Raw genomic sequence first — 26,637 nt, 5'->3', positions numbered from 1 at the left:
ATAGCGTGTTAGAAAAATCTTTTTTAAAAAGCAAGCAATTGGTTTTATGCGGATTGGGTGTTTTGATGTTGCAGGCTTGCACTTGCCCAAACACTTCACAAAGGAATTCTTTCTTGCAAGATGTGCCTTATTGGATGTTGCAAAATCGCAGTCAGTATCTCACGCAAGGGGTGGATAGCTCGCACATTGTGGATGGTAAGACAACTGAAGAGATAGAAAAAATCGCTACCAAGAGAGCGACAATAAGAGTGGCGCAAAATATTGTGCATAAACTCAAAGAGGCTTACCTTTCTAAATCCAACCGCATCAAGCAAAAAATCACTAATGAAATGTTTATCCAAATGACACAGCCCATTTATGATAGCTTGATGAATGTGGATCGTTTAGGCATTTATATCAATCCTAACAATGAGGAAGTGTTTGCATTAGTGCGCGCGCGTTCTTTTGATAAGGACGCTTTGAGTGAAGGGTTGCATAAAATGTCTTTAGACAATCAAGCGGTGAGTATTCTCGTTTCTAAAGTGGAAGAAATCTTTAAAGATTCTATCAATTACGGAGACATTAAAGTCCCTATAGCCATGTAGGCTTAGAACAATAAGCGTTCTTCGCTATCGTCTGTTCTTTTGGGGGTGGGGGTGATAGAGTTTGGGGTTGAATAGTAGGGGATTTTATCCACGATTTCTTTACGCAAGCCTTTGGGGACATCAAACTTTCTTTTTAAAGAAGGTTCAATCGCTAAAATATTGCGCATGAAATACGAATACACAGGCGCGCTCACAACGCCCCCTCCCCCTGTCGCTCCTTTGCTAATAGGCGTATTATCGTCTCTCCCAAACCAGATCACGCTTTGTAAGGTGGGGGTAAAGCCAATGAACCAAGCGTCAATATTGTTGTTAGAAGTCCCGGTTTTACCGGCGATTTCTAAACCTTTAATGCGAGCTAAATGCCCTGTGCCGTTTTCTACCGCATTCATCAGCACTGAAAGGGTTAAAAAGGCTTGTTCTTTAGAAGTGATTTTCTTGGTTTCCATAGGCGTGAAAGTTTTGACTTCGTTTTGTTGGTTGGTGATGCTTTCAATGAGCATGGGTTTGAGCATGGCACCGTAATTAGAAAATAAAGAATACTTTTCAGCCGCATCAATGGGCGAGATAGCAAAGCTCCCTAACACAATAGACAAGTCCTTAGGGAGGTTTTTAAACCCCATATCGCTTAAAGATTGATAAATTTTTTCAAAGCCAAGCTGATCGCTTAAATTGATCGTGGCTAGATTTAACGAATGGCTCAAGGCTTCTTGCAAGGTTACAAGCCCTAAAAACTTGCGAGAATAATTGCTAGGGTGCCATGCGTGGTTTTGTTCGCTGTTTTTGCTATAATTGCCATTTTCAAAGTTCCGCGCGGTATCAGGGATTTTAGAAGTCGTGGAATAGCCATTATCAAAAGCGATTTGATACACAAAGGGCTTGATCGCGCTCCCAAATTGCCGTTTGGCTTGTGTGGCGCGATTGAAAGCGCTTTTTTTATAATCAATCCCCCCCACTAAAGCTAAAATCTTACCGGTGCTCGTGTCTGTAACTATCATGCTGGCGTTCAAGTTGTCTTCATCTTCATCAGATGCGTTAGTTTTTGGCTTTTCTTTAGCGATTTTTTCTAAGATTTTTTGATGCCCAAAACGCAAGGACTCTAACGCTAAGCGTTGGTAATCCAAATCTATCGTGATCTTTATGGTATAGCCTTGAGTTTTTAGCCCGTCTAATTGATCCAATTGCTTCAACACTTCATCCACGACATAGGGAGCGATGTTTTGCGTGGAAGTTTGGTTATAGACGATTGGCACTTCATTGAGAGCGGATTTGAGCTCGTTAGAAGAAATCCAGCCTAAAGAATACAACCGCCTTAAAATATCATTAGCCCTAGAAAGTGAAAATTCTAAATTTTTGGTAGGGTCATAAAAACTCGGAGCTCTGGGCAAGGCGACTAACATGGTGATTTCTTTAAGCGTGAGTTTGTCAAGGGGTTTTTTAAAATACCCTAAGCTTGCGGTTTTCACGCCATAATACCCATGCCCAAAAAAAGTTTGGTTCAAATAACGCTCTAAAATTTCTTCTTTGCTTAAGACTTTTTCAATGCGTATGGAGATGATAGCTTCTTTGAGCTTTCTGGTTAGGGTTTTTTCTCGTGTGAGCACCATGTTTTTAACGAGTTGTTGGGTTAGAGTGCTACCCCCTTCAGTGTAACGACCGCTTTTAGCGTTTTTAATCATAGCGCGCATGATAGCGTCTAAATTGATCCCCCCATGCTCAAAAAAGAGGGTGTCTTCTACCGCTAGAAGGCTTTCAATAAATCGTGGGGGGATTTCTTCAAAACGCGCATAAAAACGAAATTCCTTATCATAAATATTAGCGATCAAACGCCCTTTTCGGTCTAAAATCTGTGAAGCGACGCCCGGGCGATAATCTTTAATCTTAGCAATATCCTTATCCGTAGTTACCCAAACTTGAGCGATAAGAATGGCTAACAACCCTATGATAATCAAAAATAAAACGATAAAACCATAAAAAATCTTTTTTAGCATTTAACCACTCTTAAAAGAAGATTGTATTTTAGAATAATCTAAAAGGGTGTTCGCAAGCTTTTTGGTGTCTTCTAGGCTGTTTTTGAGGGACAAAGAGACTCGTAAAAGGGGTTTAGAAACCGTGGGGGGGCGGATAGCTCCCACTAAAAACCCTTTTTCTTTCAAAAAATGATGAGCGTTTAAAAGAGCGGGATTGTTTTCAAATTCTAAAGTAAAAAATCCTGCAAGCGTTTCAATGCCTAAGGTTTCAAAAATAATCTGTTGGTGTTTGCTAAGCTCATTTTTTAATTCTTGCTTTTGCGCGATAAAGTATTCTAAATGGGCTAAAGTTAAAGCGGTGTCTAACAGGCTTAAAGCGGTAGTGTAAATCACGCTTTTAGCGCGATTGGTTAAAAACTCTATGACTTGTAAAGGGGCTAAAATACATGCCCCATAGCTCGCAAGCGCTTTAGAAAAAGTGCTGAGCTTAATGATTTTGTCTTTTTCTTTGATGCGATAATATTCTAAAAAACCCAACAAATTTTCGCCGATAGTCCCAAAACTATGGGCTTCATCTACGATTAAAAAAGCGTTAGGAATCTCTTGAATGATCTCATAAAAATCATAAGGAGCGACGCTCGCATCCATAGAATAAACCCCCTCAATGGCTATGAATTTGAGCTTGTTTTTAGGAGCGTTAAAGAGTTTTTGTTTTAAATCTTTAGCGTTATTGTGCGAGAAAAAAACCACTTGATTAGGTTTAGCTTTGGTGCTAAAAATCCCGCTTGCATGGTAGTGTTCGTCCATGAATAAGAGGGCGTTTTTGACTAAAAGGGTGTCTATTAAAGCCAGATTACCCAAAAAACCACTCCCCACTAAAAGAGCGCTTTCAAATTCTAACAAATTGGCTAATCGTTCTTCTAATTCTGCATGCAAAGGGTGGTAGCCATTCACTAGCATGGAAGCCTTGGGGGAATGAGAAACAAAGGATTGGAGCTTATTAAAAGCGTTTTGAAGCAAGTCTTTTTTCACGCTCAAACCCAAATAATCATTAGAAGCGTAATCCTTTAATAAAGGGTCAAACAACTCTCTTTTGCGGTAGCGTTTGGCATGGTGTAGGGCTTCTAAGGATTTAGAAAACATCAAAATACTTCATTGAATAAAATCATTCGCCTTTTTGAATTTTTTCAATGATTTTATTGAGTTCGTCTTGTTTTTCATAAAACATCTTATCAATATTTTCTTTGACATGTTTAGCACTATCTTCCATTAAATGCACTTTATGTTCTAGGTATTTTGAATCGGTAATGTGGTCTTCTTGAACGGCTTTAACCAAATCATTAGCTTCAGCATGCACGCTCGCATGGTGGCTTTCTAAAGCTCTATAGCCTGAAGTGTTAGCAAAGTTTTCTTTACCCGCGCCCTCATAATACCATTTGCCTAAACGGCAATTCTTATGGCTGGTAATATCAAAGGAATTGAGACCAAAGACCATGCCATAAAGATTGTTTTTAAAGACCACATGATCGAGTTTGGCTAGACCGCAAAACACCCGGTTATTGATATTGTAGATGGTGTATTTTGCGGCTTGTGCGACAATCATGTTATTTTTCACGGTGGATTTAAGCTCTTCCACATCACCCTTAATAGAGCCTACAATAGAATTAATATCGTGGGTGTTGGTTTGAATATCGTTCGCTTCTTGTTGCATGCTTTTAACCACGACAGCGATTTCTTTAGTGGCTTTTTGGGTTTTTTCAGCGAGCTTTCTCACCTCATCGGCCACCACCGCAAACCCTCTCCCATGCTCGCCCGCTCGTGCGGCTTCAATGGCGGCGTTTAGGGCTAAGAGATTGGTTTGCTCTGCAATATCATCAATCAAAGAAATGACTTGAGTGATTTCATTGCTCCGTTGGTTGAGAGAGTCCGCTAGCGAAGTGGCGTTTTGCATCTTTTCATAAAGCGATTCAATGTCTTGACCCGTTTTATTAACGGTCCCTAATCCTTCAGTAGAATGCGCTTCGCCATTTTTAGCCGCATTCAAGAGCAAGCCTGTTTCTTGATGGAAATACTGCATGCTTTCTTGCGCGTTCTCTAAGCCCTCTTTTAAGCTCGCGCAAAAAGTCTTAAACAAATCATTTTTATGGTATTCCCCCACACAACCTGTTTTTTTAGCCAATGAAAAATACTGCACGCCGTCAATATTTTGGCTTTTTAAAGAATAAGAAACCCCTTGCAAATTAACGCTCTCTGCATTTTCTTTAAAATGAACGCTTTGTTCTTCTAAATTGTTTAAGCTTGCAAGATTCCCGCTCTTAAAAACGACTTTATTGTTTTTAATACCCACAAAACCTTCATGCAAACACAAATTTAAAAGGTTTTGATAGAGATTGACTTCTTTTTTTAACTCCGCAATTTCAGAATCTTTTTGACTGATTTGGAGTTGCAACTGCTTATTCCCAAACATGGTAGTATCCCTTATTTAAATTTGAATCTTTTGAGATTATACCTAAAAATAACCAAACATTTTTTGAAATAGCGTTTAAAATCAAGGAAGCGTTCAACCGCTCGTTAGTATTGTTGTTTCAAAAACAATTCGTAAAATAATCCCTGTTTCTTTATAAGGGTTTCAAAGTTGCCCTGTTCTATTAGTTTGCCTTGATCTAACACGATAATTTCATCAGTTTGCTTGACACTATTCATGCGGTGTGTGATAATTAAAGCCATTTTAGATTGCGATTTTTTAAAAATAAAATCTAAAAACTCTTTTTCCATAATGGGATCGATGGCACTGCTTGGCTCATCTAAAACAATGCAATTACTTGGTTTTAAAAAGGCTCTTATGGTAGCTATGCGTTGCTTTTGACCTAAAGAAAAATCTACCCCATTATATTGTGTTCCAAATAATGCGTTGCTATAATCATTAAGACAATTTTGAAAATTTTCATCAAAAGATTTTAGCATTTCTCTCTTTTGCTTTAATTGCTCTCTTGTGGGGTTGTTTTGCATGAAAAGATTATCATCAATGCTATACCCAGCATAAAGAGAAAAATCTTGGAATATGGCACTCATTTGTTGGTGGTAGCTGTTTAGCTCTAAATCCTGTAACGAGTATTTGTTATTGATAATAATTTGACCTGAATTTGGGATATAAAACCCTAACAATAATTTAATCAGCGTAGTTTTTCCGCTAGCATTCTTGCCGACTAGTGCATAAATTTTATCAGAGTGTAAAGAGAGATTAAAGTTTTCAAAAATAAGTTTTGAATTAGGATAAGAGAAACTAATATTTTCAAATGTAATGCTATGGATTTTTTCTTCTAATCTGATTTGTGTTTCTGGTTTTGGCATTTTGTAATCTAAAATACAGAAATAATTTTCAAAGTATTTATTGATAGCAAAAAACCACTTTCCATAAAATGATAAATCTTGTAGTTGCTGTTGGGTAGAGCTAAATGCTTGGATATACCCAGCAATTGCTCCCACACCAATTAATTTTGAAAGGATAATAAAAACCATTAGAAAAAATAGTGCGATACTTAGAGTAGTGATTAAAATATCAGCATATATGGTAAGTATTAAGTTTTTTTGGGCGATTTTCACAAAATGATTGATATATAATTCTTTGTTTTCAATAAATTTATGATGAAAATTTAGCATGAAGTTAAATAATAGGTTGTCCTTGTTCTTTTGGTTATCTAGTCCAGAATATAGATAATTTTGTATGCTCTCTTTTTTGTCTTGAAGCTTATCTATGGAAGCACTATGTTTTTTTGCTATATGGTTGGAGATGAAAATGCAAGGCACTGTTGCAAAAATCATTATAAAGGGTAGATAAATACTAATAGAAAATAATATACCAAATAGACTAATAAGCCCTATAATGCGTTGCAAGTTAAAAAATAGATTACTGACATAATTTAGGGGGCGGATGTGCAGTCCATTATGGATAGTGTTAAGCTTGATAGTATGGTCTTTATCCTCAAAAAAACTTAGATTTTTAACCTGTGTGAGTTTATTGGCAAGCTGAGTGATGATGCTTATAGAAAATTGTTCGGCAATAATGGTTTGCAAGCTTGATAAAATTCCTGAGAACACATGCGTTAAAAATAGCAAGACTCCCCATAGTAGCAAAGTTGGTAACAGCAAGCTGTATTCAAAATGCGTATGATTTTGCAATAGGTCTACCACAATATCAATCAATCTTATCATAACAAGAATATTTATAGATGGAATAATGCCGATAAATAGCACTGTAATTGATGCCAACACAACACATTTTGGTGAGCTTTTATAGAGTGAAACAAAAGTCCTTAATGGAATGTTTTTTATGGTATCCATTGGTGTCTGCATTCATCAATAATAAAATTTTCTTTATTATAACCCATTTTCATTCCCCTAATTTTATTTTTAAAAAATAAAGCCCTTTAAAATTTCAAACTTTAACCGATAATAGTTCCAACCAAAAGCAAGGATGCCTTTGGGTTTTTTATAACAAGGAGTTACAACAATGGCTTTTCAGGTCAATACAAATATCAATGCGATGAATGCGCATGTGCAATCCGCACTCACTCAAAATGCGCTTAAAACTTCATTGGAGCGATTGAGTTCAGGTTTAAGGATTAATAAAGCGGCTGATGACGCATCAGGCATGACGGTAGCGGATTCTTTGCGTTCACAAGCGAGCAGTTTGGGTCAAGCGATTGCCAACACGAATGACGGCATGGGGATTATCCAGGTTGCGGATAAGGCTATGGATGAGCAGTTAAAAATCTTAGACACCGTTAAGGTTAAAGCGACTCAAGCGGCTCAAGACGGGCAAACTACGGAATCTCGTAAAGCGATTCAATCTGACATCGTTCGTTTGATTCAAGGTTTAGATAATATTGGTAACACGACTACTTATAACGGGCAGGCGTTATTGTCTGGTCAATTCACTAACAAAGAATTCCAAGTAGGGGCTTATTCTAACCAAAGCATTAAGGCTTCTATCGGCTCTACCACTTCCGATAAAATCGGTCAGGTTCGTATCGCTACAGGCGCGTTAATCACGGCTTCTGGGGATATTAGCTTGACTTTTAAACAAGTGGATGGCGTGAATGATGTAACTTTAGAGAGCGTGAAAGTCTCTAGTTCAGCAGGCACAGGGATCGGCGTGTTAGCAGAAGTGATCAACAAAAACTCTAACCAAACAGGGGTTAAGGCTTATGCGAATGTTATCACTACGAGCGATGTGGCGGTCCAATCAGGAAGTTTGAGTAATTTAACCTTAAACGGGATTCATTTGGGCAATATTGCAGATATTAAGAAAAACGACTCAGACGGAAGGTTAGTCGCAGCGATCAATGCGGTTACTTCAGAAACCGGCGTGGAAGCTTATACGGATCAAAACGGGCGCTTGAATTTGCGCAGTTTAGATGGCCGTGGGATTGAAATCAAAACCGATAGCGTCAGTAACGGGCCTAGTGCTTTAACGATGGTTAATGGCGGTCAGGATTTAACAAAAGGCTCTACTAACTATGGGCGGCTTTCTCTCACACGATTAGACGCTAAAAGCATCAATGTCGTTTCAGCTTCTGACTCGCAACATTTAGGCTTCACAGCGATTGGTTTTGGGGAATCTCAAGTGGCGGAAACCACGGTGAATTTGCGCGATGTTACCGGGAATTTTAACGCTAATGTCAAATCAGCCAGTGGCGCGAACTATAACGCCGTGATCGCTAGCGGTAACCAAAGCTTGGGAGCTGGGGTTACAACCTTAAGAGGCGCGATGGTGGTGATTGATATTGCCGAGTCTGCGATGAAAATGTTGGATAAAGTTCGCTCTGATTTAGGTTCTGTGCAAAATCAAATGATTAGCACCGTGAATAACATCAGCATCACTCAAGTGAATGTTAAAGCGGCTGAATCTCAAATCAGGGATGTGGATTTCGCTGAAGAGAGCGCGAATTTCAACAAAAACAACATTTTGGCGCAATCAGGTAGCTATGCGATGAGTCAAGCCAATACCGTTCAACAAAATATCTTAAGGCTTTTAACTTAGTTTTAAGAAAGGTGTTTGTATGGGGCTAACGCTTTAAGCGTTGGCTTTTCGCTTTAATTTTTGCTTCTTTTTCAATAAAATACTCTTTTTGATTTCTTTTTATCATAGGCGGTTATTGTGTTGGATAGTTTTGAGATTTTAAAGGCTTTAAAGAGCTTGGATTTATTGAAAAACGCCCCTAGTTGGTGGTGGCCTAACGCTTTGAAATTTGAAGCTTTATTAGGGGCGGTTTTAACGCAAAACACTAAATTTGAAGCCGTTGTGAAATCTTTAGAAAATCTAAAAAACGCTTTTATTTTAGAAAATGATGATGAAACCAATCTTAAAAAAATCGTTTCTATAGAGTTTTCAAAGCTTGCAGAGTGTGTCCGCCCTAGCGGGTTTTATAACCAAAAAGCCAAACGACTGATTGCTTTGAGTAAGAATATTTTAAAAGACTTTCAAAGTTTTGAAAATTTTAAACAAGAAGTAACTAGAGAGTGGCTTTTAGATCAAAAAGGCATTGGTAAAGAAAGCGCGGATGCGATTTTATGCTATGCGTGTGCTAAAGAAGTGATGGTGGTGGATAAATACAGCTATCTTTTTTTAAAAAAATTAGGCATAGAGATAGAAGATTATGACGAATTGCAACATTTTTTTGAAAAAGGCGTTCAAGAGAATTTAAAAGCCGCTTTAGCGCTTTATGAAAACAGCATTTCTCTAGCGCAACTTTATGCGAGATTCCATGGAAAGATTGTAGAATTTTCCAAACAAAAATTGGAATTAAAGCTTTGATTTTTAGATTTTTCTTAATCTTAAGCCTTTTGAAAGGGGTTTTATTGGCCAAAAAGGATTTAAATTTCTTTAAACCTTTAGAGCCTACTAAAAAATATTTTGGCTCTTTTAAAATCGGCTATCTTTATCAGCATGCCCAAACGACTAAAAGATCCCCTATCCGCCCTAAAAACCGCTCTCCTATTTTAATGGATAAAACTTACCATGACGCTTCTTTAGGCTTTCAGGCAGGATATATTTTAAAAAAGAACGCTTTATTAGGGGGGTATTTGGATGCAGGAATGGGCGATTCGTATTTCATGAGCGCTGGGTTTATGGCTGGGGTTAGGCTTTTTAAGGGGTGGGTTATCCCTAAAATCGCCTTAGGCTATCAGCTCCAAATTTTAGGGGCTAAGATTGATAAGTATCAATTCAATATCCAATCAGCAGTGGGGAGCGTGGGGTTGTTTTTCAATGCGGCTAAAAATTTTGGCTTGAGTATAGAAGCAAGGGGCGGTATTCCTTTTTATTTTATCCAAAGCAAATTTTCTAAAGCCTTTGGCACGCCACGATTGAATATCTATTCTATCGGTATCACTTTCACCTTTTATGATTTTACTAGATTTTTAGGGTAAAATATTCGTTTTAAAAACTAACTATAGAGTATAAAAACAATAATTAGACAAACCTTTAAGGATTTATGATGATTTTCATTGACGCATGTTTTAAAAAAGAAACGCCTTACACGCCCATTTGGATGATGAGACAAGCGGGGCGTTACCTTAGCGAATACCAAGAAAGCCGTAAAAAAGCGGGGAGTTTCTTGGAATTGTGTCAAAATAGCGATCTAGCCACAGAAGTTACCTTACAGCCGGTAGAGATTTTAGGCGTGGATGCGGCTATTTTATTTAGCGATATTTTAGTAGTGCCTTTGGAAATGGGCTTGAATTTGGAGTTTATCCCCAAAAAGGGGCCGCATTTTTTAGAGACGATTACGGATTTAAAAAGCGTGGAAAACTTGAAAGTTGGGGCTTATAAACAACTAAACTATGTCTATGATACGATTTCTCAAACGCGCCAAAAACTTTCTAAAGAGAAAGCGTTGATCGGCTTTTGCGGATCGCCTTGGACTTTAGCGACTTACATGATAGAAGGCGAGGGGAGCAAATCGTATGCCAAAAGCAAGAAAATGCTTTATAGCGAGCCTGAAGTTTTAGAAGCGCTTTTAGAAAAATTAAGCCTTGAGTTGATAGAGTATTTGAGCCTTCAAATCCAAGCAGGGGTCAATGCGGTGATGATCTTTGACTCATGGGCTAGCGCTTTAGAAAAAGAAGCGTATTTGAAATTCAGTTGGGATTATTTGAAAAAAATCTCTAAAGAGCTTAAAAAACGCTATGCGCATATCCCGGTTATCCTTTTCCCTAAAGGGATTGGCGCTTATTTTGATAGCATAGATGGGGAATTTGATGTGTTTGGCGTGGATTGGGGTACGCCTTTAGAGACAGCAAAAAAGATTTTAGGCGATAAATATGTTTTGCAAGGGAATTTAGAGCCCACCCGCCTCTATGATAAAAACGCTTTGGAAGAAGGCGTTGAAAAGATTTTAAAAGTCATGGGCAATCAAGGGCATATTTTTAATTTAGGGCATGGGATGCTGCCGGATTTGCCCAGAGAAAACGCAAAATATTTAGTGCAATTAGTGCATGCTAAAACCAGGCGATAGGGGGGCTTGATGAAAACTATTATAAGATATGCGAGTTTATGGGGCTTGTGTGTTACTCTAACTCTAGCGCAAACCCCCTCTAAAACCCCAGATGAAATCAAGCAAATCCTTAACAATTACAGCCACAAGAATTTAAAGCTCATTGATCCGCCGACAAGTTCTTTAGAAGCAACACCGAATTTTTTATCCTCGCCTAAAGAAACGGCGACCACGATCAATCAAGAGATCGCTAAATACCATGAAAAAAGCGATAAAGCCGCTTTGGGGCTTTATGAATTGCTAAAGGGGGCTACCACTAACCTCAGTTTGCAAGCGCAAGAACTCAGTGTCAAGCAAGCGATGAAAAACCATACCATCGCCAAAGCGATGTTTTTGCCCACTTTGAACGCGAGTTATAACTTTAAAAATGAAAACAGAGATACTCCAGAATATAAGCATTATAACACCCAAGAACTCCAAGCTCAAGTCAAATTGAATGTGTTTAACGGCTTTAGCGATGTGAATAATGTCAAAGAAAAGTCTGCCACTTACCGCTCCAATGTAGCCACTTTAGAATATAACCGCCAAAGCATATTTTTGCAAGTGGTGCAACAATACTACGAGTATTTTAATAATTTGGCTCGCATGATCGCTTTACAAAAGAAATTAGAGCAAATCAAAACAGACATTAAAAGGGTTACCAAACTCTATGATAAAGGGCTAACGACCATTGATGATTTGCAAAGCTTGAAAGCGCAAGGAAATTTGAGCGAATACGATATTTTGGACATGCAATTTGCTTTGGAGCAAAACCGCTTGACTTTGGAATACCTCACTAATCTTAGCGTGAAAAATTTAAAAAAGACCACGATTGATGCGCCTATTTTGCAATTAAGAGAACGAAAAGATTTAGTTTCTTTAAGAGAGCAAATTTCTGCACTCAGATACCAAAACAAGCAACTCAATTATTACCCCAAGATAGATGTGTTTGACTCATGGCTTTTTTGGATCCAAAAACCCGCTTATGCCACAGGGCGTTTTGGGAATTTCTACCCCAATCAGCAAAATACGGCTGGGGTTACTGCGACTTTGAATATTTTTGATGATATAGGCTTGAGCTTGCAAAAACAATCCATCATGCTAGGTCAATTAGCGAACGAAAAGAATTTAGCGTATAAAAAATTAGAGCAAGAAAAAGACGAACAGCTTTACAGAAAATCGCTTGATATTGCCAGAGCTAAGATTGAATCTTCTAAGGCTAGTTTGGATGCGGCTAATCTTTCTTTTGCCAATATTAAAAGGAAATACGACGCTAATTTAGTGGATTTCACCACCTATTTAAGGGGTTTAACCACGCGCTTTGATGCGGAAGTGGCTTACAATTTAGCGCTCAACAATTATGAAGTGCAAAAAGCCAATTACATTTTCAACAGCGGGCATAAGATAGACGACTATGTGCATTAAGGGAATGAAAATGATACGAAAAATTTTAATAGGACTTTTTTTGAGTTTTTTGAGCATGGAAGCTGGCGAAAAAGTGTATGCGATTTTCAATGTGAAAGCGATGCAAGATTCCAAACTCACCTTAGATAGCACAGGGATTGTGGATAGCATTAAGGTTACTGAGGGGAGCGTGGTCAAAAAGGGCGATGTTTTGTTGCTTTTGTATAATCAAGACAAACAGGCCCAAAGCGATTCTACCGAGCAACAACTCATTTTCGCTAAAAAGCAATACCAACGATACAGCAAAATTGGGGGCGCTGTGGATAAAAACACTCTAGAGAGTTATGAATTTGCTTATAAACGCTTGGAATCAGATTACGCTTATTCTATTGCGGTATTGAATAAAACCATTTTAAGAGCTCCTTTTGATGGCGTGATAGCGAGCAAAAACATTCAAGTGGGCGAGGGGGTGAGCGCGAACAGCACGGTGTTACTGAGATTAGTCAGCCATGCCAGGAAATTAGTCATTGAATTTGATTCTAAATATATTAATGCGGTCAAAGTAGGGGATACTTACACTTATTCTATAGATGGGGATTCCAATCAACATGAAATTAAAATCACTAAGATTTACCCCACCGTTGATGAAAACACACGAAAAGTGAGCGCTGAAGCCCTTTTATCTAAGCCTATGGCAGTGGGGCTTTTTGGCGATGGGTTTATCCAAACGAAGTAATAGGGTATTTTGATGTATAAAACAGCGATTAATCGTCCTATTACGACCTTGATGTTTGCTTTGGCGATTGTCTTTTTTGGGACTATGGGTTTTAAAAAATTGAGCGTGGCGCTTTTCCCTAAAATTGATATGCCTACGGTGGTGGTTACTACGACTTATCCTGGGGCTAGCGCTGAAATCATAGAGAGTAAGGTAACCGATAAGATTGAAGAAGCGGTGATGGGGATTGATGGGATCAAAAAGGTTACTTCCACGAGTTCTAAAAATGTGAGTATCGTCGTCATTGAATTTGAATTAGAAAAACCTAATGAAGAAGCCCTAAACGATGTGGTGAATAAAATTTCTTCGGTGCGTTTTGATGACTCCAACATTAAAAAACCCTCTATCAATAAATTTGATACCGACAGCCAAGCTATTATTTCATTGTTTGTGAGCAGTTCAAGCGTGCCAGCTACAACCCTTAACGATTACGCTAAAAACACCATTAAACCCATGCTCCAAAAAATCAATGGGGTAGGGGGCGTGCAACTTAACGGCTTTAGGGAGCGTCAGATTAGGATTTATGCCGATCCCACTTTGATGAATAAATACAACCTGACTTATGCGGATCTTTTCAGCACGCTTAAAGCGGAGAATGTGGAAATTGATGGGGGGCGCATTGTCAATAGCCAAAGGGAATTGTCTATTTTAATCAATGCGAATAGTTATAGCGTGGCGGATGTGGAAAAGATCCAAGTGGGTAATCATGTGCGTCTTGGGGATATTGCAAAAATTGAAATCGGTTTGGAAGAAGACAACACTTTTGCGAGCTTTAAAGACAAACCCGGTGTGATTTTAGAAATCCAAAAGATTGCGGGAGCGAATGAAATTGAAATCGTGGATAGGGTGTATGAAGCCTTAAAACACATCCAAGCCATAAGCCCCAACTATGAAATCAGGCCTTTTTTAGACACCACGAGCTATATCCGCACCTCTATTGAAGACGTGAAATTTGACCTAGTCTTAGGAGCGATTTTAGCGGTTTTGGTGGTGTTTGCGTTCTTGCGTAACGGCACGATCACCCTTGTTTCAGCGGTCTCTATCCCTATTTCTATCATGGGGACTTTTGCGCTCATTCAATGGATGGGTTTTTCATTAAACATGCTCACCATGGTGGCTTTAACGCTAGCGATAGGGATTATCATTGATGATGCGATCGTGGTGATTGAAAACATCCATAAAAAGCTAGAAATGGGCATGAACAAACGAAAAGCGAGCTATGAGGGGGTGAGGGAAATTGGCTTTGCTCTAGTAGCGATTTCAGCGATGCTGCTCTCTGTGTTTGTGCCTATAGGGAACATGAAAGGCATTATTGGGCGCTTTTTCCAAAGCTTTGGGATCACGGTGGCTTTAGCGATCGCTCTATCATATGTGGTGGTCGTTACGATTATCCCCATGGTAAGCTCAGTCGTGGTCAATCCTAGGCATTCTCGTTTTTATGTGTGGAGTGAGCCTTTTTTTAAGGCTTTAGAGTCTCGTTATACCAGATTGCTCCAATGGGTATTAAACCACAAGCTCATTATCTTTATAGCGGTGGTTTTGGTGTTTGTGGGTTCGCTTTTTGTGGCTTCTAAATTGGGTATGGATTTCATGCTTAAAGAAGATAGGGGGAGGTTTCAAGTGTGGCTTAAGGCTAAACCGGGCGTGAGCATAGATTACATGACACAAAAGAGTAAGATCTTTCAAGAAGCGATTGAAAAACATGATGAAGTGGAATTTACCACCTTGCAAGTGGGTTATGGCACCTCGCAAAACCCTTTTAGAGCGAAGATTTTTGTACAACTCAAGCCTTTAAAAGAGCGTAAAAAAGAGCATCAATTGGGGCAATTTGAGTTGATGAGCGCTTTAAGGAAAGAGTTGAGAAGCATGCCTGAAGCTAAAGGTTTAGATAGTATTAATCTTTCTGAAGTTGCTCTTATAGGGGGTGGTGGGGATAGTTCGCCCTTTCAAACCTTTGTGTTCTCCCATTCTCAAGAAGCGGTGGATAAAAGCGTGGAGAATTTGAGAAAATTCTTATTAGAAAGCCCTGAATTAAAAGGCAAGGTTGAGAGCTACCATACAAGCACGAGCGAATCGCAACCGCAATTGCAACTCAAAATCTTAAGACAAAACGCTAACAAATACGGCGTGAGCGCTCAAACCATTGGCTCGGTGGTGAGCTCTGCTTTTTCTGGGACTTCTCAAGCGAGCGTGTTCAAAGAAGATGGTAAAGAATACGACATGATCATCAGAGTGCCTGATGACAAGCGCGTTTCTGTAGAAGACATCAAACGCTTGCAAGTGCGCAACAAATACGATAAATTGATGTTTTTAGACGCTTTAGTGGAAATCACAGAAACTAAAAGCCCGTCTAGTATTTCTCGCTATAACCGTCAGCGCAGCGTTACGGTGCTTGCTGAGCCTAATAGGAATGCGGGCGTTTCTTTGGGCGAGATTTTAACGCAAGTGAGTAAAAACACTAAAGAATGGCTGGTTGAAGGGGCGAATTACAGATTTACCGGAGAAGCGGATAACGCCAAAGAGAGCAATGGGGAGTTTTTAGTCGCTTTAGCGACAGCGTTTGTGCTGATTTATATGATCTTAGCGGCGTTGTATGAGTCCATTTTAGAGCCTTTTATTATCATGGTTACCATGCCTTTAAGCTTTTCAGGGGCGTTTTTTGCTCTAGGTTTAGTGCATCAGCCTTTGAGCATGTTCTCTATGATAGGCTTGATTTTGCTCATTGGTATGGTGGGTAAAAACGCCACGCTTTTAATTGATGTGGCGAATGAAGAGCGTAAAAAAGGTTTGAATATCCAAGAAGCCATTTTATTTGCCGGCAAAACCCGTTTAAGACCGATTTTAATGACGACCATTGCGATGGTTTGCGGCATGCTGCCTTTAGCGTTAGCGAGTGGGGATGGATCAGCGATGAAGTCTCCTATAGGGATTGCGATGAGTGGGGGCTTAATGATTTCTATGGTGTTAAGCTTACTCATTGTGCCGGTGTTTTATCGTTTGCTCGCTCCCATAGACGACAAAATCAAGCGGTTTTATCAAAACCAAAAAACTTTAGAATGAAAAAGATTGCTTTCATTTTGGCTTTATGGGTGGGCTTGTTAGGGGCGTTTGAGCCTAAAAAAAGTCATATTTATTTTGGGGCTATGGTGGGTTTAGCCCCTATTCAAATAAAACCGGCTAGTGATTCTTCTTATACGGCTTTTTTATGGGGGGCTAAAGGAGGGTATCAATTCGCTTTTTTTAAAGCTCTAGCGCTAAGGGGTGAATTTTCCTACCTTATGGCAATCAAACCCACCGCATTGCACACGATTAACACTTCTTTATTGAGTTTAAATATTGATGTGTTAAGCGATTTTTACACTTACAAAAAATACAGCTTTGGGGTGTATGGAGGGCTTGGGATAGGGTATTTTTATCAAAATAACCATTTAGGCATGAAGAATAGTTCGTTTATGGGTTATAACGGCTTGTTTAATGTAGGGCTTGGCAGCACGATTGACAAACACCACCGCGTAGAGCTTGGGGCTAAGATCCCTTTTTCAAAGACTAGAAATTCTTTTAAAAATTCTTATTTTTTAGAGAGCGTTTTTATCCATGCGAGTTATAGTTACGCTTTTTAAAGGAGGTGTATTACAGAAAGTAACTAACTGATGGTTTTTATAATGAGATTGGTTACTAACATATAAAAGGATTTGTTTTGTTTTCTTTTAATTGATATAATGACCTTTTTGTTGTAGATAGTGTTAAGAAATGTAATTATATAATATGAAAGGGTTCAAAATATGACTTATAGAAATGGCAAAATAGATTTAAAGGAACGCTTTAGTAAAAACCGCTCTTTTAAGGGCGTTAAAAAGAAAATCGCTAAAAAATATACAATCAAAAACTCGCCTTTGACAATTTATTCCTTAAAAACGCATTCAAATTCTTCTCTATCCATTAATAAAAAAATCTTTTTAGGGCTAGGGTTTGTCTCAGCTTTGAGCGCTCAAAGTGAAGATTATAATAGTTCGGTGTATTGGCTTAATAGCGTGAATGAAAACAATAACAACAAATCCTACTATATCAGCCCCTTACGCACTTGGGCTGGGGGGAATAGGAGTTTTACGCAAAATTACAACAACAGCAATTTATACATAGGGACAAAAAACGCTTCCGCAACGCCCAATCATTCTTCTGTATGGTTTGGGGAAAAGGGCTATATCGGTTTTATTACAGGGGTTTTTAAGGCTAGAGATATTTTTATCACAGGAGCTGTTGGATCGGGTAATGAATGGAAAACTGGCGGAGGTGCGATACTGGTTTTTGAAAGCTCAAACGAATTAACCACTAACGGAGCTTATTTTCAAAATAACAGAGCCGGAACACAAACTTCTTGGATCAATTTGATTTCCAATCACAGCGTGAATTTGACAAACACGGATTTTGGCAACCAAACCCCTAATGGGGGCTTTAATGTGATGGGGCGAAAGATCACTTATAATGGCGGGATCGTCAATGGCGGGAATTTTGGCTTTGATAATGTGGATAGCAATGGCACAACCACCATTAGCGGAGTGACTTTCAATAATAACGGTGCACTCACTTATAAGGGTGGGAATGGTATTGGGGGGAGCATCACCTTCACTAACTCTAGTATCAATCATTACAAACTCAATCTTAACGCTAATAGCGTTACCTTTAATAACAGCACTCTAGGGAGCATGCCTAATGGCAACGCTAACACCGTAGGGGATGCTTACATTCTTAATGCAAATAATATTACTTTTAATAATTTGACCTTTAATGGGGGTTGGTTCGTTTTTGATAGACTTGATGCTCATGTTAATTTTCAAGGTGCAACCACGATCAATAACTCCACTTCGCCTTTTGTCAATATGACCGGTAAAGTTACTATTAATCCTAATGCGATTTTTAATATTCAAAATTACACGCCTAGTATAGGGAGCGCTTACACGCTCTTTAGCATGAAAAATGGCAACATCACTTATAATGATGTCAGCAACTTATGGAATATCATCAGGCTTAAAAACACGCAAGCCACAAAGGACAATAGCAAAAACGCTACTTCCAATAACAACACCCACACTTACTATGTAACCTACAATTTAGGCGGCACGCTTTATCATTTCAGACAAATTTTTAGCCCTGATTCTATTGTTTTACAATCTATCTATTATGGCACGAACAATATCTATTACACCAATAGCGTGAATATCCATGACAATGTCTTTAATTTAAAAAATATTAACGATGATAGGGCTGATACGATTTTCTATCTCAACGGCTTGAACACTTGGAATTACACTAATGCGAGATTTGCTCAAACCTATGGTGGGAAAAACAGCGCTTTAGTCTTTAACGCTACGACCCCTTGGGCTAATGGCAGTATCCCTAAATCTAACAGCACGGTGCGTTTTGGGGGGTATGAGGGGGTCAATTGGGGGAAAACGGGCTATATTACCGGCACTTTTACAGCCGATAGGGTTTATATCACCGGCAACATGATGTCTGGTAATGGCGCTCAAACCGGTGGGGGGGCGACTTTAAATTTTGTGGGCGCGACTGAAATTAATATCGCTGGAGCCACCTTTAAAAACCTAAAAACCACTTCACAAAATTCTTACATGACTTTTATCGCTTTAGGGGATAGTTCTGGGAGCGGTAAGATCAATGTTTCTCAGTCTGATTTTTACGATTGGACGGGTGGGGGGTATGATTTTACCGGTAACAGCACTTTTGATAGCGTGAATTTCAACAAGGCCTATTATAAATTTCAAGGGGCTAAAAACACTTACAATTTTAAAAACACGAATTTTTTAGCAGGGAATTTCAAGTTTCAAGGCAAGACCACCATTGAAAAATCTGTTTTAGATGACGCTTCTTACACTTTTGATGGCATAAATAATACCTTTAATGAAGACAAATTTAATGGCGGTTCGTTTAATTTCAACCACGCAGAGCAAACAAACGCTTTTAATAACAACTCGTTTAATGGCGGATCGTTTAGTTTTAACGCCAAGCAAGTGGATTTTAATCATAACTCGTTTAATGGGGGGGTGTTTAATTTCAACAATACCCCTAAAGTCAATTTTACTGATGACGCTTTCAATGTGAATAACCAATTCAAAATAAATGGCGCTCAAACGGATTTTACTTTCAATAAGGGCGTTGTTTTCAACATGCAAGGGCTTTTGAGCAGTTTAAGCGTAGGCACGACCTATCAATTGCTTAACGCTAAAAGCGTGGATTATAAGGATAATAACGCTTTGTATCAAATGCTGCGTTGGATTAGTGGGGAAAACCCTAGCGGCACGCTAGTAAATAAGGATCAATCCACGCCAAACAATACTAAAATTTATAATGTCCAATTCACCGATAACGGCTTGACTTACTACATTAAAGAAAATTTTAATAACGGGATCACGCTCACTCGTTTATGCACTCTAGGGTATACGCATTGCGTGAATATCCATAATGAGGTATTCCATCTTAAAAATGTCAATAATAACGCCAGTAACACCGTGTTCTATCTCAACGGCATGACGACTTGGAAGATCGCTGGCACAGGCGTTTTCACGCAAGATTATAGCGGCACTAACAGCGTTTTAGTGTTCAACCAAACCACTCCCTTTCTTGATGGGGCGAATCCCGCTTCTAATAGCGTGGTGGGTTTTGGGAAAACTTCAGGGGCTGAATGGGGGCTAGTGGGCTATATTCAAGGCACTTTCAAGGCGAGTCAAATTGATATTACCGGCACGATTCGTTCTGGTAATGGGGCCAAAACCGGTGGGGGTGCGACTCTAGTGTTTAACGCTCAAGAGCGTTTGAATATCGCTAACGCTCATTTGAATAGCGATAAAGCCGGTTTGCAAAATTCATGGATGAATTTCATTGTTAATAATGGCAATTTGAATGCAACAAACGCAAATTTCAGTAACCAAACTCCGTATGGAGGCTTTAACCTTAAAGCGGGTGATATTGCTTGGGATGAGGGATCTGTGAGTGGAGGGGGGAATTTTGGCGTGGATAACGCTAGTGCTAATGGGAATGCCGTGATTAAAAATGTTAATTTTAGCGATAACGGCACTTTGATTTATAAAGGGGGTGAAAACAGTGCCGGAAATTCTTTAACTCTAGAAAACAACACCTTCAATTCTTATAATATCAACGCCAGAGTGCAAAACCTTATTTTCAACAATAACTCGTTTAATGGCGGTAGCTATTCGTTTAGTGATACTAAAAATGTTACTTTTAAAGGCACAAACACGCTCATTAATAGCGATCCTTTCAGCCGCCTTCAAGGATCAATCGCTATTGACAATAATAGTGTTTTTAACATTGAAAGGGATTTGACCGATAAAACCACTTACACGCTTTTAAGCGGGGATAGCATCAAATACAATAACCAAGCTTTAGCGGACAATGCTTTTTCAAAAAATTTATGGAACCTGATCCATTATGACGGCGAACAAGGGACTTTATTAAGAACGGATAATAACACTTTTTTCGTGCAATTCACCCAAAGCAACGGCCAAAAATTTGTTTTTGAAGAGACTTTTAACCCGGGCTCTATCACCTATAAATATTTCACTATCCATTCTTCACTTTTTCACACAGATAATGATTCTAAGGATATTTGGAGTCAAGTGAGGAAGCAATTTGATTTTATTCCAGGAAAAACCCCGGTGTGTGTTGGCGTGTGCTATATCGCGCCTTATAAAAATCAAGATCTTATCGGCTCTAGCGCTTTTGCGTGGTCGCTGAACTTTGGGGCTACGGTGGTAGGGACTTTGCTTTTAGGGAGCGCTCAAGAAAAGGCTAATGACAATGGCGGATCGATCTGGTTTGGTAAGAATAATTTGCTGTATTTGCATGGCAATTTCAACGCGACTAATATCTTTTTAACGAATAATTTTAATGTCGGCAACCCTAATGCTGGCGGTGGGGCGACAATCAATTTTAACGCTGATGAAACCTTGAACGCTGACGGGTTGAATTACACGAATTTCCAAACCGTGGCTATGGGCTTACAAACCAGCGCGAGCCAGCATTCATGGGCGAATTTTAATTCCAGGCTTTCTATGGAAATTAAAAATTCTAACTTTAGGGATTTCACATGGGGAGGCTTTAATTTTAACTCAGGGCGTATCGCTTTTGAAAACACCACTTTTAGCGGCTGGACCAATATTAACGGAGCGACAGAAAGCGCTTCATCGTATGTGAATATGGTTGCAAATACGGATTTGATTTTCACTGATTCCATTTTGGGTGGGGGTATTCGCTATGATTTGAAAGCTAATAACATTATTTTCAATAACTCTCAAATCGTCATTGATGTGTCTAAAAATGTGAATCAGTCTTCATTGAATGGGGATGTGACTTTCAATCATTCCAGGCTTTCAGTCAAACCCAACGCTGCTATTAATATTGGGGGTAGCCAAACCCAAACGACTTTAGAAAACGCTTCAAGCCTTTCTTTTTATAATAATAGCGTGGCGAATTTTAACGGCGCAACCGCTTTTAATGGGGTGTCTTATTTAAATCTAAACCCTAACGCTCAGTTAAGCTTCAATCAAGCGAATTTCAATAACGCTAATGTCACCTTTTATGGCATTCCTTTATTTGGTAAAACGCCTGATTTTGGCAACTCTACACGCCTGATTAATTTCAAAGGGAATACGAATTTCAATCAAGCGACGCTCAATTTAAGGGCTAAAAATATCCATTTGAATTTCAAAGGCGCTTCTACTTTTGAAAATAACTCTACGATGAATTTGGCTGAAAGTTCTCAAGCGAGTTTTAACGCTCTTAGCGTAGAGGGGGAAACGGATTTCAATCTTAATGGCTCAAGCTTACTGAATTTCAATGGTGATAGCGTTTTTAACGCTCCTGTGAGTTTTTATGCCAATCATTCTCAAATTTCTTTCACTAAATTAGCGACCTTTAATTCTAATGCCTTGTTTGATTTAGAAAACAACAGCACCTTGAATTTTCAAAGCGTTTTTTTAAATGGCGCTTTAAGCCTTTTAGGCAATGGCGGTAACGCTCTAGCTATTAATGCAAGCGGGAATTTCAGCTTTGGATCTCAAGGCGTTTTGAATCTGTCCAATGTGAATTTGTTTGATGCAAAAAACAAGCCCTTAGTTTATAATGTTTTACAAGCTCAAAACATTCAGGGTTTAATGGGGAATAACGGCTATGAAAAGATCCGTTTTTATGGCATACAGATTGACAAGGCTGATTACTCGTTTAATAATGGCGTTCATTCTTGGAGTTTCACTAACCCACTCAACACAACCGAAACGATTACAGAAACCTTACACAATAATCTTTTGAAAATCCAGATCTCTCAAAATGGCGCTTCCAATAATGCAATGTTTAATCTCGCCCCTAGCTTGTATGATTACCAACAAAACCCTTATGATGAAAACTCTAATTCCTATAATCACACGAGCGATAAAGCCGGCACTTATTATTTGAGCAGCAACATCAAAGGTTTGAATCAAAACAATGAACCCGGGACTTATAATGCACAAAACCAGCCCTTACAAGCCTTACACATTTATAATCAGGCCATCACTAAGCAGGATTTGAGCGCGATTGCCAGTTTGGGTAAGGAATTTTTGCCTAAAATAGCCAATCTTTTATCTTCAGGGGCTTTAGACAATCTCAATCTCAATAGCCCGAATGGTTTTGACACTCTTTTTGATCTTTTAAAGAAATACGATATTACTTTAGATCAAGCAAATTGGAAGAGCTTGTTGGGTATTATCAATGGCTTTTCCAACACGGCTAATTATGATCTCTCTCAAGGCAATCTCGTTGTAGGAGCGATCAAAGAAGGGCAAACGAATACTAATAGCGTGGTGTGGTTTGGAGGCGATGGCTATAAAAATCCATGCGCAATTGGGGATAACACTTGCCAGATGTTCAGGCAGACTAATTTAGGGCAATTGCTTTATTCCACTTCGCCTTATTTAGGCTACATCAACGCTAATTTTAAGGCTAAAAACATTTACATTACCGGGACAATCGGCAGCGGGAACGCTTGGGGGAGTGGGGGGAGCGCGAATGTGTCTTTTGAAAGCGCAACGAATTTAGTGCTTAATCAAGCCAATATTGACGCTCAAGGGAGCGATAAAATCTTTTCTTATCTAGGGCAAGGTGGCATTGAAAAGCTTTTTGGAGAAAAAGGTTTAGGGAATATTCTTTCTAATATTGTTTATGAAGAGAGTTTGAACAATAACGCTATCCCTAAAGATTTGAATAATATGATCCCTAAAGATTTTGGATCTAAGACTTTAAGCTCCTTGCTTAGCCCTACTGAAGTGAATAATCTTTTAGGCGTGAGCGCTTTTAAAAGCGCGATCATGGAAATTTTAAATTCTAAAACGGTGGGCGATGTTTTTGGTGAAAACGGGCTTTTAAACGCGCTAGATCCTATAAAAAGAAAAGAAATTGATCAAATGCTTTTAGAACAGATTCAAGCCCATTCTTCGGGGTTTGAAAAATTCATTGTTAAAACTTTAGGGATTGAAAATGTAGAGAATTTCATCAATAACTGGTATGGCAAGCAAAGTTTGAGTGCTTTTGCGAATAATTTTGTGCCTGGAGGCTTGAATCAAGCTCTTGATCAAATAGGTTCTAGCGCTGATCCTAAAGAATTGCAAGGCTTTTTGAGCAAAACGACCTTTGGGGATATTCTCAATCAAATGATTGAACAAGCCCCCTTAATCAATAAGCTCATTTCTTGGCTGGGCCCACAGGATTTAAGCGTGTTAGTCAATATCGCTTTAAATAGCATCACTAACCCTAGTAAGGAATTATTGGGCGCGATTTCTGGCATGGGTCAAAAAGTGCTGAATGATTTGCTGGGCGAAGGCGTAGTGAATAAAATCATGAGCAATCAAGTCCTAGGGCAAATGATTAATAAAATCGTCGCTGATAAGGGATTAGGAGGCGTTTATCATCAAGGTTTGGGATCCATACTGCCTAAATCCTTACAAGATGAGTTGAAACAATTGGGCATGGGATCTTTACTCAAACCTAAAGGCTTGCACAATCTCTGGCAAAAAGGGAATTTCAATTTCGTGGCTAAAGATTATGTGTTTGTGAATAACAGCTCGTTTAGTAACGCCACAGGGGGGGAATTGAATTTTGTGGCGGGCAAGTCCATTATCTTTAATGGGAAAAACACGATTAATTTCACGCAATATCAGGGCAGGCTTTCTTTTGTATCTAAAGATTTTTCTAATATTTCATTAGACACCTTAAACGCTACCAACGGCTTAACGCTGAATGCACCACGAAATGACATTAGCGTTAAAGAAGGTCAAATTTGCGTGAATGTCTTAGATTGCATGGGCAAGAAAAAAGCTCATTCTTCAAGCGCAACAGCCCCAACCGATGAAACTTTAGAAGTGAATGCTAATAATTTCGCTTTCTTAGGTGCAATTAGAGCGAACGGATTAGTGGATTTTTCAAAAGTCTTACAAAATACCACGATCGGGACTTTAAATTTAGAGCCAAACGCCACTTTTAAAGCCAACAACTTGATCGTGAATAACGCTTTTAACAACAACTCTAATCATAGGGCTGATATCAGCGGTAATCTCAATGTGGTTAAAGGAGCGGCTCTCAGCACGAATGAAAATGGTTTGAATGTGGGGGGGAATTTGAAGAGTGAAGGGCTATTGATCTTTAATCTTAACAATAAAACCAATCAAACGATTATTAATGTGGCTGGCAATTCTACGATCATGTCTTATAACAATCAGGCTTTAATCCATTTTAATACCCAACTCAAGCAAGGCGCTTACACGCTTATAGACGCTAAACGCATGGTTTATGGTTATGACAATCAAATCATTCGTGGAGGGAGCTTGAGCGATTATCTCAAGCTTTACACCCTCATTGATTTTAACGGCAAACGCATGCAATTAAAGGGCGATTCACTAAGCTATGACAACCAACCGGTCAATATTAAAGATGGGGGTCTTGTGGTGAGCTTTAAAGACAATCAGGGGCAAATGGTGTATTCATCTATCCTTTATGATAAAGTTCAAGTTAGCGTCTCTGATAAACCCATGGATATTCAAGCCCCTAGTTTGGAGTATTACATTAAATACATTCAAGGCAGCACTGGTTTGAATGCGATCAAATCTGCGGGCAATAATTCCATTCTGTGGTTGAATGAGCTTTTTGTGGCTAAGGGGGGTAATCCCTTGTTCGCTCCTTATTATTTGCAAGACACGCCCACTGAACACATTGTTACCTTAATGAAAGATATTACCAGCGCTTTAGGCATGCTTTCTAAACCCAATCTTAAAAATAATTCCACCGATGTTTTACAGCTCAACACTTACACGCAACAAATGAGCCGTTTAGCCAAGCTTTCTAATTTCGCTTCCTTTGATCCAACGGATTTTAGCGAACGCTTGAGCAGCCTTAAAAACCAAAGATTTGCTGATGCGATCCCTAATGCGATGGATGTGATTTTAAAATACTCTCAAAGGGATAAATTAAAAAACAACCTTTGGGCAACCGGCGTTGGGGGCGTGAGCTTTGTGGAAAATGGCACAGGAACGCTCTATGGTGTCAATGTGGGCTATGACAGATTCATTAAGGGGGTGATTGTTGGAGGGTATGCGGCTTATGGGTATAGTGGTTTTTATGAGCGCATCACTAATTCTAAATCCGATAATGTGGATGTGGGCTTGTATGCGAGGGCTTTCATTAAAAAGAGCGAGCTGACTTTTAGCGTCAATGAAACTTGGGGGGCTAATAAAACCCAAATCAGTTCCGCCGACACTCTGCTTTCTATGATCAACCAGTCTTATAAATACAGCACATGGACGACGAACGCAAAAGTCAATTACGGGTATGATTTCATGTTTAAAAACAAAAGCATCATTTTAAAACCTCAAATTGGTTTAAGGTATTACTATATTGGCATGACCGGTTTAGAAGGGGTAATGAATAATACGATTTATAACCAGTTTAAAGCGAACGCCGATCCATCTAAAAAATCCGTTTTAACGATTGATCTTGCTTTGGAGAACCGCCATTATTTCAACACAAACTCTTATTTTTATGCGATTGGCGGCATTGGTAGGGATTTGCTTGTAAGGTCTATGGGGGATAAGTTGGTGCGTTTTATTGGTGATAACACTTTGAGTTACAGGAAAGGCGAGCTTTATAACACTTTTGCGAGCATCACTACAGGCGGGGAAGTGAGGTTGTTTAAAAGCTTTTATGCGAACGCTGGGGTGGGGGCTAGGTTTGGATTGGATTATAAAATGATTAACATTACCGGGAATATTGGAATGCGTTTAGCGTTTTAAGGGGTTGGGGCTTACCCCTTTTTT

The 26,637-nt window shown here is 39.1% G+C and carries 14 protein-coding genes; 10 read left to right on the top strand and 4 right to left on the bottom strand.

What is annotated here, in order from left to right:
* Positions 1-5 precede the first annotated feature (5 nt).
* Positions 6-584, top strand: coding sequence for a tumor necrosis factor alpha-inducing protein (locus EAL44_RS03605; RefSeq protein WP_108393307.1), 579 nt, complete (start codon positions 6-8; stop codon positions 582-584).
* A 2-nt stretch (positions 585-586) separates the two neighbouring features.
* On the opposite strand, the gene pbp1a is transcribed toward EAL44_RS03605, so the two are convergent.
* From pbp1a to EAL44_RS03585, 4 genes are all read right to left on the bottom strand, one after another.
* Positions 587-2,572, bottom strand: coding sequence for a penicillin-binding protein 1A (gene pbp1a / locus EAL44_RS03600; RefSeq protein WP_121074776.1), 1,986 nt, complete (start codon positions 2,570-2,572; stop codon positions 587-589).
* Positions 2,573-3,694 (bottom strand): aminotransferase class I/II-fold pyridoxal phosphate-dependent enzyme, encoded by a 1,122-nt coding sequence (locus EAL44_RS03595; protein ID WP_121074773.1) that lies wholly within the window; start codon positions 3,692-3,694, stop codon positions 2,573-2,575.
* A gap of 22 nt (positions 3,695-3,716) precedes the next feature.
* On the bottom strand, positions 3,717-5,018 hold the full coding sequence (tlpD, locus tag EAL44_RS03590) for a chemotaxis chemoreceptor TlpD (protein ID WP_121074770.1): 1,302 nt from the start codon (positions 5,016-5,018) through the stop codon (positions 3,717-3,719).
* Positions 5,019-5,122: 104 nt separating this feature from the next.
* A complete protein-coding gene (locus EAL44_RS03585; protein ID WP_240448880.1) occupies positions 5,123-6,892 on the bottom strand; it encodes an ATP-binding cassette domain-containing protein in 1,770 nt (589 codons plus the stop codon).
* 169 nt (positions 6,893-7,061) lie between these two features.
* Here EAL44_RS03585 and EAL44_RS03580 point away from each other — a divergent pair, with 169 nt between their 5' ends.
* The 9 genes from EAL44_RS03580 to EAL44_RS03540 all read left to right on the top strand — a co-directional run bounded on the left by EAL44_RS03580 (position 7,062) and on the right by EAL44_RS03540 (position 26,613).
* Positions 7,062-8,594 (top strand): flagellin A, encoded by a 1,533-nt coding sequence (locus EAL44_RS03580; protein ID WP_121074764.1) that lies wholly within the window; start codon positions 7,062-7,064, stop codon positions 8,592-8,594.
* Positions 8,595-8,711: 117 nt separating this feature from the next.
* A complete protein-coding gene (locus EAL44_RS03575; protein ID WP_121074761.1) occupies positions 8,712-9,368 on the top strand; it encodes a 3-methyladenine DNA glycosylase in 657 nt (218 codons plus the stop codon).
* Complete coding sequence (locus EAL44_RS03570) at positions 9,365-9,982, top strand: hypothetical protein (RefSeq protein ID WP_162970343.1); 618 nt, start codon at positions 9,365-9,367, stop codon at positions 9,980-9,982. The genes EAL44_RS03575 and EAL44_RS03570 overlap by 4 nt, the downstream gene beginning before the upstream one ends.
* A 68-nt stretch (positions 9,983-10,050) precedes the next feature.
* Positions 10,051-11,070: a uroporphyrinogen decarboxylase gene (gene hemE / locus EAL44_RS03565; RefSeq protein WP_162970342.1), complete on the top strand. Its 1,020-nt coding sequence runs from the start codon at positions 10,051-10,053 to the stop codon at positions 11,068-11,070.
* Positions 11,071-11,079: 9 nt separating this feature from the next.
* Entirely contained in the window at positions 11,080-12,513 is a 1,434-nt protein-coding gene (hefA, locus tag EAL44_RS03560) for an efflux RND transporter outer membrane subunit HefA (protein WP_121074755.1), read from the top strand.
* A 10-nt stretch (positions 12,514-12,523) separates the two neighbouring features.
* The gene (hefB, locus tag EAL44_RS03555) at positions 12,524-13,228 is read left to right on the top strand and encodes an efflux RND transporter periplasmic adaptor subunit HefB (RefSeq protein ID WP_121074752.1); all 705 of its coding nucleotides are present in this window, start codon (positions 12,524-12,526) and stop codon (positions 13,226-13,228) included.
* A 12-nt stretch (positions 13,229-13,240) separates the two neighbouring features.
* Positions 13,241-16,327 carry an efflux RND transporter permease subunit HefC gene (hefC, locus tag EAL44_RS03550; RefSeq protein ID WP_121074749.1) on the top strand — a complete coding sequence of 1,029 codons (3,087 nt, stop codon included), beginning with the start codon at positions 13,241-13,243 and terminating at the stop codon, positions 16,325-16,327.
* On the top strand, positions 16,324-16,887 hold the full coding sequence (locus tag EAL44_RS03545) for an outer membrane beta-barrel protein (protein ID WP_121074746.1): 564 nt from the start codon (positions 16,324-16,326) through the stop codon (positions 16,885-16,887). Before hefC ends, EAL44_RS03545 begins: the two co-directional genes overlap by 4 nt.
* Before the next feature lie 162 nt (positions 16,888-17,049).
* A complete protein-coding gene (locus EAL44_RS03540) occupies positions 17,050-26,613 on the top strand; it encodes a vacuolating cytotoxin domain-containing protein (protein WP_121074743.1) in 9,564 nt (3,187 codons plus the stop codon).
* Positions 26,614-26,637: the final 24 nt, after the last annotated feature.

The organism is Helicobacter pylori (genome assembly GCF_003637685.1).
Lineage (GTDB): Bacteria > Campylobacterota > Campylobacteria > Campylobacterales > Helicobacteraceae > Helicobacter > Helicobacter pylori_CJ.
This window is presented reverse-complemented; position numbering and strand designations above follow the sequence as displayed.

Coding starts and splice junctions, on each gene's coding strand:
- pbp1a (WP_121074776.1), bottom strand. CDS start 2,572: ATGCTAAAAAAGATTTTTTATGGTTTTATCGTTTTATTTTTGATTATC.
- EAL44_RS03595 (WP_121074773.1), bottom strand. CDS start 3,694: ATGTTTTCTAAATCCTTAGAAGCCCTACACCATGCCAAACGCTACCGC.
- tlpD (WP_121074770.1), bottom strand. CDS start 5,018: ATGTTTGGGAATAAGCAGTTGCAACTCCAAATCAGTCAAAAAGATTCT.
- EAL44_RS03585 (WP_240448880.1), bottom strand. CDS start 6,892: ATGGATACCATAAAAAACATTCCATTAAGGACTTTTGTTTCACTCTAT.
- EAL44_RS03580 (WP_121074764.1), top strand. CDS start 7,062: ATGGCTTTTCAGGTCAATACAAATATCAATGCGATGAATGCGCATGTG.
- hemE (WP_162970342.1), top strand. CDS start 10,051: ATGATTTTCATTGACGCATGTTTTAAAAAAGAAACGCCTTACACGCCC.
- hefA (WP_121074755.1), top strand. CDS start 11,080: ATGAAAACTATTATAAGATATGCGAGTTTATGGGGCTTGTGTGTTACT.
- hefB (WP_121074752.1), top strand. CDS start 12,524: ATGATACGAAAAATTTTAATAGGACTTTTTTTGAGTTTTTTGAGCATG.
- hefC (WP_121074749.1), top strand. CDS start 13,241: ATGTATAAAACAGCGATTAATCGTCCTATTACGACCTTGATGTTTGCT.
- EAL44_RS03545 (WP_121074746.1), top strand. CDS start 16,324: ATGAAAAAGATTGCTTTCATTTTGGCTTTATGGGTGGGCTTGTTAGGG.
- EAL44_RS03540 (WP_121074743.1), top strand. CDS start 17,050: ATGACTTATAGAAATGGCAAAATAGATTTAAAGGAACGCTTTAGTAAA.